Here is a 12,701-nt window from a genome sequence, read left to right on the forward strand (position 1 = left end):
TCTGACCGAATATTTATTGGATCATTCAAATAAACCTTCTTATGAAATGCTTATTATTCATAAGCCGCTTCAGGCTATTGCTATTATTGCTGCTGTATGCAGCGTCGCTGCAGGCGCAGGTAACGGCGCTTAGCACAGCATCTCCGGTCAGTGGCGCTACGCTTGAGGTGCATTTTATCGATGTGGCGCAAGGCAACTGTATTCTGATCAAAACACCGGCAGGCAAGTACATGCTATATGATGCAGGCACGACTTCTTCCAAGGTAGATTATAACGACATAGTAAAATATATCACTAAGGCTACTGGCGGCGCCGATATCACTACCATTATTCTTTCACACGCCGACAAGGACCATGTCAGTATCATCCCTTCTATAGTGCAGGCAAAAAAACCGCTGTATGTACATTATAGTGGTAACAAGTCGGAATACGACAAATATCTCAGTGACTGGTTTACATCATTGCCCAATACTACCCAGTACATAAGCTATCCCAATTACTACTCCAGTACAAACCCCAGTAACGAAGTGGATGTCGGGCAAGGCACGAAGGTTTACATACTGGCCGCAAATGTTCCCGGCGACGCCAATTCAAGGAGTATCGTGGCTTCGGTTGATTATGGCAACACGACGGTGCTTCTTACAGGCGATGCCACAGCGGTCACAGAAAACTGGATAACACAAACCTGGTCCAGCAAAGCCCTGCGGGCAACGGTTTATTCGTTTGCTCATCACGGCTCCAACTATTCCAACAGCGCCTTTTTTCTGGGAAAAGTCAAGCCTCAGATCGGCATCTTTTCGGCCAGCGCGGAACATATGGGGTACGGTCACCCCCGTTGCGACCTGCTCGACTATGTACAAAATATGGTGGACGGCAATGGGAAAAACGGTATTACGATCCCTATGCATCGGGTCGACTGCTATCGGGACCCTGTTACCAAGTATGTAACAGAAAATAATGATCTGGGCATTTTCCTTACTGCCACACAGGGCAATATTGTGTTCAAGAGTGATGGTACTGATTATAGCATCACGGTCGATAGGCTTAAGTAAAAGATGGTCAATATTTTCTCTCAATTTCTAAATCAAGCACCATGACACTCGATGCGCTCTACAATATACTTTCGAATGCACCTGTATTCAATGGCACTTCTTTAAACCTGCCAGCCAATGCACTGGGTCCTGACGGGCCTGTAGATAAGCTGATCAGCTCCTGGATGGGCAGTACAATGACTGTAAGCGGCATGACGCAGCCACCGCAAAAGGATAGTAATAGCATCACGCTCACCGGCAAGATGAGCCTGCTGAATGTAAATGACCAGTCCGTAACTACTATCGTGTTTTCCATTATCGATGGTAATGGCAACCCGGTAGCGGACGGCACGCCGGCGCTGTACATAGATATCCCGCTGCCTGCCTCCTGGAAATTTGCGACCTCTTTTCCTATACTTGGCAGTGACTCTTTTTCACAGTTAGATTTCCGGCAATGTCATTTTCTCTTATGTTCTTATGCGAAGGCGGCTACAGCCCCCTATCCTTCTTTATCTCCAGGTCTGAACTTCTATAGCGGCGCCCTGCAAACAACCAGTGGCTTGCTCAACACAGTAGCCTCATTGCTCGGTGGCGGCACCAGCATCACGATCTCCGGGGGCATTCAAATTCTTGGCGGCAATATTGCAGACCTCGATAAACTTCAACCCGGTATCCTGATTACTACTCCAACAGTCAGTATCGATCTTCATTTTTTAACGTTGCCTGTTTACCTACAATGTAGTACAGCTATTGCCGGAACCAATAACAAGCTGTCGGCTGCTATTCTACTTTGCAGCAAGGTGACTATAGGACAGGCGCCACCTATTCCTGTTAGTGTAGATATCAGCAATCCGGGAAAGCAATTGGTGTTTGAGGCTAAATTGGGTAATGCTGTGACACATGGGCTGGAGGAGCTGGCAAAGTTCATGAACAACGCACCGGTAGGCGAAGTATTGAAGCAATACATAAAGAACCTGAGCAACCTGATAACGCTGAAAGCTGTACGTCTTTATTTTGATACCAGTCTGCTTACGAAAAGCCCACTACAGGCTTTCAGTGCAATTGCTGCAGATGTGGGCAGCACCAGTGAATGGGATATTCTGCCGGGCTATTTCGATATCAAGACTTTTGATGTGACTTTTATGGTGGACGATATTACCAACAGTCCATCTATCAGCACATTGGTGAATGGCACAGCGATATTGGTGGATAATGTACCTGTGCTGGTGAATGCCAATTTTCCGCAACCTGCTTTTTATGTTCAGCTTTACAATAGTACGCTTAACCTCACTCAACTATTTTCCAAGTTCTACCCTGCCGCCTCCGGCTTCCCCGTACTCATTTGCAATCAACTGTATGTAAATGGTACCCCGGGGAATAAAAACTATTCGTTGCAGGCTGGTTTTACGGGTGAATGGAAGATCAATTCAGGTATCCGTTCAATCCAGCTGAAGGAATCTTCTTTGAGTCTGAATTACGATGGCAATAAAAACCCGGCTACTACAGGTAATATTTATGCCGTGGTCGATTTTTTACCAGCTACCGGTACGGACCCGATTGCGGAGTTTATGGTAAACTGGGACATTCGTACGAGTTTCCAGCTGACTGGTAAATTCCCTGAGATCAACCTTACGCAACTGGCCAAAGATATTGTGGGTGTCGTGAATCTTTCTTTACCCAGCGGCTTTCCGCAGCTGGACCTTAAGGACACCACAGTGACCTTAACGGTTACTAATTCCAATGGCGGCAATCAACCGACCGGCACCAATTATGATTTCAATATTACATCTACCGTGCAGATCAATGGCACGGATGTAGGGCTTTTGTTTGAAATACAAAAAAAGGACGGCGTCTGGGGCTGCCTGGCAGGGGTATGGACGCAAAACTGGTCATGGTCGCCGGCACAGCAATGGCCGGGCACTTTTGCCGACATATTCAAGGATATCAGTTTCACCAAATCGGGTTTGCTGATCTCTTCACTCGACAACCCGGCCGTGCAATGGACAAACCCTCCTTCTACCATTCCCAAGACTGTGGGGAAAGGGCTTACCTTTTTCACCACCATCGCATTCGGAGGTGATCTGCTGAAGACGCTCAATATGTTTTTCCCCAATGCAACAGGCATCAACCTGTACGCATACATAGCAGACCCACTGAGTAATTCACAGTTTATTGCCAGTATCGGCGAGCCTTCCAAACAAAATAAGTATTCATTCAACGGGTTTCAACTTATTATTTCACCGGCCACCAAATCTTTCTCGCTGCAAACGGGTGTTTCTTTTTCCTTTACGGAAATTGCCGGACCCAACAAAGGCAAGGAGGTGAAGCTCGAGTTCATTGGTGGGGGTACGCTAACGCTCGATGGATCGTTCGATCTTTATTTTGTATTTAAGGCCAATAGTGAATTGATCAATCAGCGCAATGTGCAGTTGATGCAAATGCACACGCATCGCAGGCTGGTAAGAAATATGCTGACGAGCATAGCGCCTCCTACCACCAGCCCGGGCTGGAAAGACCCACTGGGATTGGAGGGCCTCACGATCAAGAACTTCTGGGGGGAAATAGGTGTATCAGTGAAGGGCGAACTGATGTTTGGCTTTGGTGGCAATGTAGACATCGGCAAAACCAATCCTGTAGAGCTGGAGCTGGACCTCGTGGGTGGCATTATAGGTGAGGTGCCTGTGCTCAATGCCTTTGTGTTCAAACTCATCGAACAGGATAAGGGCAAAACCATCTTCCTGACGGACCTGATCAAAGAGTTTACTACGCTCGATCTGAGCTGGATACCTGTGCTGAACAGTATAGGCTTCCGGGAATTTCAGCTGTATGTTGTACTGGACCCGTCGGGCTGGCGCAATCCGGCTACGGGCACGCAATACCAAATGGGCTTTTATGCCAGTGGCGATATCCTGTTCTATGGTTTTGAAGCAGTGTTCGACATTGCTGTGTATTTCAGCACAGGTATCAAGGCATCGGGCTATATCAATAAGCCGCTTTCACTGGCCAATGGATTGTTTAAACTGTCGGATGCATCGGGTGAAAAAGGTCCATACGGACTGATCGACACAACATTCCTGACATCCCCCACGCCCGGTAAGCCATACCTTACCCTGTCGGGCTCGATAACACTGTTGGGCTTTACCAGTACTTTGTATGCTTATATCTCCGACAGCCAGTTTACGTTTGAAGCCAGCACCAACTTGTTGAATGTGTTCAAGACGAACATGATGTGCAGGCTGGGCAACTCCAATGGTGCATTTAATTTTTATGGCTCCATTGGTGGCTCTATCGATTTAAGTTTCCACACCTCCCCACTCAAGATTGATGGCCTTACGATCATACCAGCTATCGACATCGATATGCACCTCGATATGTCGGTTACGGTGATCATCAATCCCGGCTTTACATTCGAGGTGAAGGGCTCCTTCGCCTGGGGCTCTCTCACGCTTTCGGCCGATCTCAAGCTGGAGATCAAATCATGGAGTGACCTGAAGCAGGCATTGATCGATTATTTCATCAAATACCCCGCACAACTGTTCCGCGATCTCGTGGCGGACGTGAAGAAATGGATAGAAGCATTGAAGCAGGGATTGTTCAAGGTGGCTGAAGATGTAGCGAGAATACTGTACAATGTTTTCAATGTGATAGCCGATGAAGCAGCGAAGCTGCTACGGTATATAGGCTGGGGCTTTATGGCTATCGTCGAAGCGTTGGTGTCGATATGGGGCATGGCTGTTGCCGCTGCAGAAAAACTCGTAAGCGATATTCTTGCTTTCTGCTCTATCAATAACGCGCATGAAATCCTATCGCACCCAACTGTGTTTACGGCGCGGCCCGATATCGAGTTGCTGCAAACACTAACGACCGCTCCGCGCGCGCAGGAAATGCTGTATCACTATTATATGAACCAACCATTGATCGACGGCGTTTGTGCCCGCAATGCAGTGGTGCGCGCGCGGCTATACAGGGTGTTACAGGAATGCACGTCGCCCGAAGCGACGGATATGCTGGTCGTGGAAGAGATCATCACGGCATTGCATGTTGTAGCTGCTAACGGCGGGCCTGGTGCAGCAGACGACCTGGAACCGCTGATTGCGGAGCTGCGGCCTTACCGGCGCGATACGTATGCTCAGTTTGTGCAAGGAGTAAACAGAGAGGAAATGGGTGTTGTATACATTAACAATTGATCTTTTGAATCATGACGACAACCATGACACAGTCGGAAGCCTTTTCCCATGCACAAGGTCTATTGGGAAAGGAACTGGACCGGTTTGAAGTGGAATTGATGAAGACGTTGAAGACACAACGGAAGTACCTGACCAAAAACACGCTAGAGCTGTATAAACGAGGGAAGAGATTCCGGCCAATGCTGCTTTTGCTAAGTGCCAAACTCAATGACAAGAGAAATAACAGTGCGCTGTTGCCTGGCAAAGTGATCCGTGCTGCGGTATCGCTGGAAATGTTGCACGTAGGTTCTTTGCTCCACGATGACATTGTAGACAAGGCCCCGCTACGCCGCGGATTACCCAGCCTGAATGCTGAGCGTGGTAATGATATCGCCATGCTGGTGGGCGATATGCAGATGATCGAATCCATGCGCAATTTCGTAGGTGCTGTGCGTACAGAGCAGGACCTTAAACTGGTGCAGCATTACCTGAACGCAGCCTTCAACTTATGCAAAGGAGAGATTGACGAGCTGCAACAGAAAGTGTCGTGGAAAACTGATTTCCTACGCCGCCGCTACCTGCGGATCATCGATCGTAAAACGGGCAAGCTGATCGCGCTGTCCTGTGAGGCTGGCGCCAGGTTGATGGATGCACGTGTCGGCCTTGTAAGTAATATGGAAAAGTTTGGCCTTTATTGTGGGCGGGCTTTCCAGATCATGGATGACCTGAAGGATATTTTTCATGGGGATGGAAAATCGGGCAAGCAACAATTCATCGACCTGAAGAATAGCCGCATTTCTCTTCCCTACGTGTATGTACTGGAAGGGTTGCCGGTGAAGAACCCGGTGCGGAAGGTGTTGTCAGGGAAACCTTATACCGAACAGGAATTCCGGCAGGCCACTCAACTGGTGTTACAATCGCCGGGCCTTGATAAAACGTATTCCGAAGCAAGGGTGTATATGATCAAAGCACTGGAGCAACTGGAGTCTTATGGCAACAATAAGTACGCCGAGGGCCTGCGGGCGCTTGTGGAAGCCGTGGTCAATGATGAGTAATTTTTAACTCACCTTAAATTATAGCATATGCTTAAAGCAAATGACGAACCTATCTTACAGTTTATTGTCAATTATCTATGGGGACAGATGGTAATACCCGACAGTCAGTTCTTCCTGCCAAAAATGCTGAGTGAACAGCAAACGAGTTATGATCCCTACCATGTAGATGAATGGGATATGCCCCAACTGCCGGAGAAAGTGGATGCAGCCTGTAATGACGACGATCACTTAGGAAAATGTGATGGATATCCTTCACTGAAACTAAAAGATGTAACCATTAAAGGGCTGTACAATTTGCAGCCGGGCGCCAATAAACCTACTATAAAGAATACGAACCTGGAAACAACACTTAATTTCTGTAAGCTGCCTCCCGGCAAGTATGTAACCAGTCAATACATTACGGTGACAGGTAGCTATATTTTTACGCAGAAATGTACACCGCTCATGGGTGGCGACGATTATACGGTGATAGGCAACGGCACTTTCGAGGCGCAGATATTTGAAGCGCAGGGATACGGCAATATGGATATTATTCCCGACCCTGACCATGCGGACCGTCTGCTGGTAAGAGTAAATGCTATGGCGTTGATCGCTGGTCCCACTACTACAGTGGCTACCTGTACTGCGCCGGGCGCTCAGAAGAATTCCAATATCTGTATTTCGATACACATGAGTAGTGGTGACCAGTTTAATTTCCTGGCCAACCAGGCTGCGAATTATGACCAGGTGAGCAAGGCAATGGTGGACAATATCAATGCAAAGCTAAGAGACCCGGGCGCCTTGAAAGACCTGAGCAACATGCTCACTGAAAAAGTGAACAATATTTTTGGCATGAAGACCGCCGGGCTGATATAAATAAGTTATAACTCCTTCACTTTATTTTGCGCAAGGGGCTGATGTATGTCAGCCTCTTTTTTTATACCTTCCGTGCCTAAACTCCGGTAATTCATGGATGAACATATTGTCAAGTTTCGCTTTTTGAGTCAGCCTGCTGATGTGAATTTTGGTGGCAAAGTGCACGGTGGCGCTGTAATGAAATGGATTGACCAGACAGCTTACACCTGCGCTGTCAATTGGAGCAGTCAGTATTGTGTTACGGTGTATGTAGGCGGCATCCGGTTCATCAACCCAATCCACATTGGTGATATTGTAGAAGTGCAGGCCAAGATCATTTATACCGGCAGGACCAGTATGCATATTGCCGTAGACATCAAAGCCATCAATCCCAAAACAAAAGTAGAAACCAAGACCACGCACTGTGTGATCGTATTTGTAGCCGTAGATGACGAAGGTAAAACGGTGCCCGTTCCGGCATGGACGCCTCAAACGGAAGAGGAGAAAAAGCTACAGGAATATGCCATCAAACTATCGGAACTGCGTAAAGAAATCAATGAGGCTACAAAGGAGCAGTTTTAATACACTGATATTAATTAAGTCCTCCCCGCCCCCTGTATAATTGAACAGGCCCATCGAGCTTTACTGCCAACACCGTCATGTATTCATCCTGCACAGCCGGAGGCACAGGTATGTATACCAGGCCCGGCACCGGGCTCCAGGATATCTTTCCCACGATCTTGTGTGTGAGGGTTTGTGTGCCTCCCACTACTTTTATTTCCTGGATCTTATTCTTTAGCCCTTTGATCATTACCTGTCCTGTTGTTTTGGCTGGAATGAACAGGTACAAAGTGGATGAATCTTTAGACAAAGTAGTAGGTCCGTAGAAATGTCCCTGCGCTATACCACCCAGGGTATTGAAAATGGCTGGCGCGTGTTTTTTGTTCCACTTGCCCAACTCTTTCAGCACATGTACTTGTTGAGCAGGAATGGTACCGTCTTCTTTGGGACCAATATCCAGCAGCAGGTTGCCGCCATTGCTGATGGCATCGGCAAAGATGGTGATCACTTCGTAAGGTGTTTTCCAGGCAGTATCCTGTGGCTGATAGCCCCAGTTGTTGTTGATTGTCATACACAGTTCCCACCAGTTGAAGGCAGGCCTTGTAACGGGAAAGTTTTGTTCGGGCGTTTCATAATCGCCATACCCCTGCAAGCGGCTGTTTAAAATAGCACCTGGTGTTTCTTTCAATATACTGCTGCGCACAGTGGCTGCTCCCCATTCAGCAGCACTGTGCTCCCAGTCGCCATCAAACCACCAAAGGTCCGGATGATAAGCCTGGCTAAGTTCATTGATCTGCGACTGGTAAAACTGGCGGAAGCGCTCCCAGCGCTGTGGCTCATCGGCCATGCGGTAGCGGCTGCTATCTTTTGTAAAAGCCGGGTAGTCAGGATGGCTCCAATCAATAAGCGAGAAATAAGCGCCGCGTTTGATGCCTTGTTTGTCGAGCGCTTTATAAAAAGGTGTTAGTACATCGCGACGGGCAGGTGTATTTTTTATTACACTATAATGATTTTCACGGGTGGGCCAAAGTGCTACACCATCATGGTGTTTGGTGGTGATCACCGCATAACGGGCACCGCTTTCTTTGATCAGGGCAGCCCAGGCATCCGGGTTATAGCGACTGGCAGTGAAGCCGGCCAGCTGCTTCATATAATCAGGATGACTGATCTTTTTGTTGTAAAAGCTCCAGCTTTCATCGATACCATTCACCGCATAAATGCCCCAGTGAATGAATATGCCCAGTTTGGCATCGGCAAACCACTGCATTTTGGGCCGTATGGAATCAGGAGAAATATGTACCTGTGCTTGTACAGGTTGAAAAGTGGCGAGACAAAGTACAGATAGTACAAAAGTTGTTAGTAGTGATCTTCGCAACATAATGGTTGATGTGTTAGCTGTGCCAGCCGCCCGGCAGGCACCAAATGTACGCTAACGCACCAACATCGTAGCGCCTTTCTGGACGATCTTTTGTTTTGTATCCGTGTGGGTATAAGAAAGCGTCCACACATAAGTACCGGAAGGTTGTTTTTGCCCATTGAAATTGCCATCCCACCGCTTCATCCAATCTTTTGTTTCGAATACCAATTGCCCATATCTGTTGTACACCCTGAATAATAAATCGGTGGCCTTGAAGGCATTCATTGGATAGAGGTAATCATTGTTGTTATCACCATTGGGGCTGAAAGCTGTAGGTATGGTGATATAGCAGGAAGTTACTACTTCTATTTGATGGTAAGCAGTATCCTTGCAATTCTTATCATTTTGAACGACGAGTTGCACAGTATACTTTTTCGTTCTGGCGGCAGGCCGCGGATATCGCTGTGGCTCGTGTAATTGCAGTGCACTGGTGTGACCATTACCAAAGGTCCAGTTCCAGGAAACGATCTTACCCGTACTACTATCTGTAAACACGGCCAGGTCTTCCGGACATTGGAACACAGGGCCGCCAAAACGTGCATCCATGGCATTATCGAGCACTACAATGGTCTCTACACTGTCCCTGCAAATGCCATTGGTTACGTTCAGCACAATCTTCTTGCTGCCGAAAGTGGGGAAAATGAAGGAAGGGTTTTGCAGCTGGTTGCTACCGATGTTATCAAAGTTCCAGGCCCATTCATTCACACCATTACCACCGGGATGGAAACATTCGACGGTATCTTTCTTACATCCCCATAACACGTTGTACGTGAAGTCGGCATTGACCGTATCGTACGTGACAAAGTTGAGGTTGGCGCCGGCAGGTGTAGGCATACCACATTCATCGATGATCGTATTGCCATCACTACCCTGCCTTAGCTGTATGTTCCAGTTGCCGGCCGTTTGTATAGGCGCTGTGAATTTTATAATGACCACAGGTGAAAGTCCATTGGTACAGTTGCCCCCAGCCGCACTCTTGATACCTACCGGCAAACCGGGAATCACAAAATCACTACCATCAGCAGCAATAGAATTGCAACGCATCAAGCCCCTGAAAAAGACCTGTATCTCATCAGGCTCGCACCGAACAGGAAGCGAAAGGCTGTCCATCGGTGTGGGTACGAGGGGATATACTGTCACAGGAAGGGCATCACCTTCGTTGATCTCACGGTCGCAGTTATCTCTCAAAGTAGTTCCATCACTCCCCTTTTTCATGGAAAGGTTATATACACCCGGGGCAATGACACCGCTTGTGGTCAATATTACACTGTCAAGATCAAAATTGGCTGAGCAACCAACACCTATAGCGCCGGTAATAGTGCCAGCAGCGGGTGTCAGCGTAAAATCACTGCCGTCGGCCGCGAGGCTGCTACACTTCATCTTCTTATTGAGCTTCACCCGCAGGATGGTACCACCACAGGCCGCAGAAGCACTTGCCAGTGCAGGCAGTTTGGGATCGGTGATCACGGCTGTGCCACCACCAAACGATAACTTATAGCCGCTTTGAGAGTCGGTAAAATGGCTCACCAGCAAGAGATAGGTATGTCCTTCTATCAGCGTGGGCGATTTGGCGAAGGTGGGTTTGTTTTCACCGGGGCTGGAACCACATTGAATGAAAGTAACGCCACTGGACGAGGCGCCAGTCACCCCGGATGAACCAGACCAGTTGCCGGTAACAATGAGGCTGTTATTGGTAAATACCTCTGATGGATTGCGGCCGGTAATATCATACAGCATCCAATCGTAATCGTCACCCAGGTCGATGGGGGTGATCTGAAAATCGAGGGTACCGGCTGTAAAGCAGGTAAATTGATACCAGAAAGGATTTTTATCGGAATAACCACCGCCGGGACATCCGGGAACAGCTACGGGTGTATTTCCGCAAATGGGAACAGTAGTTTGTGTGAAGGTGCTTTCACCACAAACGGGGAAAGCAGAAGCAGGGCTTTGCCCCAGTGCGGTACAGTTTTGAGCCAGTAAATAATTGGGAAACAGTATGATCAATACCCATACAACTACTCTCCATTGCATAGGAGTATTGACCCTTATTAATAGGTGATCGTTGCAAATAGTAGAAAATTTCGGCATAAGCAGGCTCATCCAACGCAGCTAAGATAGCCCATAAAATATTAAACGGACGTTAAAGGCCGCGGCCTGCCTCTCCCTTAATTGCTTTTTCCTGTTTTGGCAGTTTTCCATTTAATAACATGATAAACCGCCTGTGTAGTACCCACGTTCTTAATGCCGTGCAGTTGGTTCGCTGCCTGGAAGATCACCGATCCCGCTCCTACTCGTTTTACCATGCCATTTACGGTCGATTCAACAGTTCCTTCTTTAATAATGATCAGCTCTTCATCCGGATGTTGATGTGGCGCGTGTGGAGATTCTCCAGGGTTGAGGGTGGTTACGTGACATTCCAGTTCATCCAGGGTTGGCGTCGGCGCCTGAAAGAGTTGACGCCTTTCGCCCGTTTTGGTGGGCGTTACTTTAATGGTTGCCCAATCAAAAATGGAAGAAGACATTTGGGGCTCCTGGTTCTTATGGGCCACAATGGCCAATGGCACACACATTACTAAGATGGTGATGCCTATTAAGGAAAGGTCTCTTTTTGTCATAGTTGTTCTTTGTACTAAAGGTAGGTGTTTGGTAAAAATACCGCGCAGGCTCATAACTCTACTATTGCAGGCACTTCAAAAAGTGGCTACTTTTATCATCGCCCTCTTTCATCGGAAAGTCCGGACAGTAGGGCATCCGTATTTACTTATAACAAGTTATCCTATGAACCAGTCATTACTACCTGCTGCACGGTATTTACAGCTGTCTCAACGCATTACGTTGTACCCCAGCCTGGTGACAGAGAAGCGTTTCTGGCTTCAATTGTATAATATCGAGCGAAGTGTCTTTGCTGTTTACTTTTATACTCTAAGCGGCGTACTGCTGTTCAAAACTTTCCTGGCACATAAGGATCATTTCTCCACACACACCATTTGGCTACCCGCCAAAATAGGCACTGGCATCTATAAAGTAGCTGTTTTTTGCGGTGAGCACCATTATCTGCAGACGATTGTGATACGGTGACTGAGTGATCGAGAAGTTAAAAGATGAGAATATTCAAGACGTCGTTTTAATTACTCTTCTTTGGTCTAACCAGGAATGCAGGGTAGTCTACTCCTTTCTCAAAAGTAGTATCGAAGTAGTTACCTCTTTCACTTACTACCCCCATTACTTCAAAACCAGTGGCCAGTTCTTTAAACGTATGGGTGATCGCTATACGGTAAAGCCTTGTTCTTTGCGGGGTACTACCTGCAAAGAATACCCATTTATCCGGGTGTGCTTCAAAGAAGGAGACAAGCGCCGACGCAATGGCATTCAGGATACTATTCTTGTCTTTATTGCCATTTTTGGCCATGTCATCTATGCTCCCATCAGCCCGTTTATTACCAAAGGACAGGTTGACGATTGTCTCATTGTGCGTTGGCTCAAACTGAATGATCTTGGAGATCGCCCCTTTAGGGCCTGTGCTGGTGAATTCATATTGCTGGTAGCCGTTAGCTGCCAGTATGCCTGAGGGGTTGTTAAACTTCATAAGCGAAAGATGTCGTTAGGGGCCAGGATTTGTTAGTTTGGTTGGTAAAAT

At 47.5% G+C, this 12,701-nt stretch carries 10 protein-coding genes; 6 read left to right on the forward strand and 4 right to left on the reverse strand.

Translation table 11 applies throughout. The features are described 5' to 3' along the window. Positions 1 to 41: 41 nt before the first annotated feature. The 5 genes from AC5JBY_RS29045 to AC5JBY_RS29065 all read left to right on the forward strand — a co-directional run bounded on the left by AC5JBY_RS29045 (position 42) and on the right by AC5JBY_RS29065 (position 7,668). Positions 42 to 1,052: a ComEC/Rec2 family competence protein gene (locus tag AC5JBY_RS29045; RefSeq protein ID WP_495908197.1), complete on the forward strand. Its 1,011-nt coding sequence runs from the start codon at positions 42 to 44 to the stop codon at positions 1,050 to 1,052. A gap of 41 nt (positions 1,053 to 1,093) precedes the next feature. Further along, positions 1,094 to 5,218: a hypothetical protein gene (locus tag AC5JBY_RS29050; RefSeq protein ID WP_495908198.1), complete on the forward strand. Its 4,125-nt coding sequence runs from the start codon at positions 1,094 to 1,096 to the stop codon at positions 5,216 to 5,218. Between the two features lie 11 nt (positions 5,219 to 5,229). Beyond that, positions 5,230 to 6,252 (forward strand): polyprenyl synthetase family protein, encoded by a 1,023-nt coding sequence (locus tag AC5JBY_RS29055; protein WP_495908199.1) that lies wholly within the window; start codon positions 5,230 to 5,232, stop codon positions 6,250 to 6,252. A gap of 27 nt (positions 6,253 to 6,279) precedes the next feature. Continuing rightward, positions 6,280 to 7,107 carry a hypothetical protein gene (locus tag AC5JBY_RS29060; protein WP_495908200.1) on the forward strand — a complete coding sequence of 276 codons (828 nt, stop codon included), beginning with the start codon at positions 6,280 to 6,282 and terminating at the stop codon, positions 7,105 to 7,107. A gap of 93 nt (positions 7,108 to 7,200) precedes the next feature. Continuing rightward, positions 7,201 to 7,668 carry an acyl-CoA thioesterase gene (locus AC5JBY_RS29065; protein WP_495908201.1) on the forward strand — a complete coding sequence of 156 codons (468 nt, stop codon included), beginning with the start codon at positions 7,201 to 7,203 and terminating at the stop codon, positions 7,666 to 7,668. Between the two features lie 10 nt (positions 7,669 to 7,678). On the opposite strand, the gene AC5JBY_RS29070 is transcribed toward AC5JBY_RS29065, so the two are convergent. The 3 genes from AC5JBY_RS29070 to AC5JBY_RS29080 form a co-directional block, all read right to left on the reverse strand. Then, complete coding sequence (locus AC5JBY_RS29070; RefSeq protein WP_495908202.1) at positions 7,679 to 9,025, reverse strand: alpha-L-fucosidase; 1,347 nt, start codon at positions 9,023 to 9,025, stop codon at positions 7,679 to 7,681. Positions 9,026 to 9,076: 51 nt separating this feature from the next. Next, on the reverse strand, positions 9,077 to 11,095 hold the full coding sequence (locus AC5JBY_RS29075) for a T9SS type B sorting domain-containing protein (RefSeq protein ID WP_495908203.1): 2,019 nt from the start codon (positions 11,093 to 11,095) through the stop codon (positions 9,077 to 9,079). 134 nt (positions 11,096 to 11,229) lie between these two features. Continuing rightward, on the reverse strand, positions 11,230 to 11,679 hold the full coding sequence (locus AC5JBY_RS29080) for a cupin domain-containing protein (protein ID WP_495908204.1): 450 nt from the start codon (positions 11,677 to 11,679) through the stop codon (positions 11,230 to 11,232). A 163-nt stretch (positions 11,680 to 11,842) separates the two neighbouring features. On the opposite strand from AC5JBY_RS29080, the gene AC5JBY_RS29085 reads away from it, so the two are divergent. Further along, positions 11,843 to 12,142 carry a hypothetical protein gene (locus AC5JBY_RS29085; RefSeq protein WP_495908205.1) on the forward strand — a complete coding sequence of 100 codons (300 nt, stop codon included), beginning with the start codon at positions 11,843 to 11,845 and terminating at the stop codon, positions 12,140 to 12,142. Positions 12,143 to 12,188: 46 nt separating this feature from the next. Here AC5JBY_RS29085 and AC5JBY_RS29090 read toward each other — a convergent pair whose 3' ends face one another. Further along, positions 12,189 to 12,650, reverse strand: a complete 462-nt coding sequence (locus AC5JBY_RS29090) for a DUF6934 family protein (protein WP_495908206.1) — start codon at positions 12,648 to 12,650, stop codon at positions 12,189 to 12,191. Between the last annotated feature and the right edge of the window lie 51 nt (positions 12,651 to 12,701).

The sequence above is a fragment of the Paraflavitalea sp. genome (assembly GCF_059502485.1).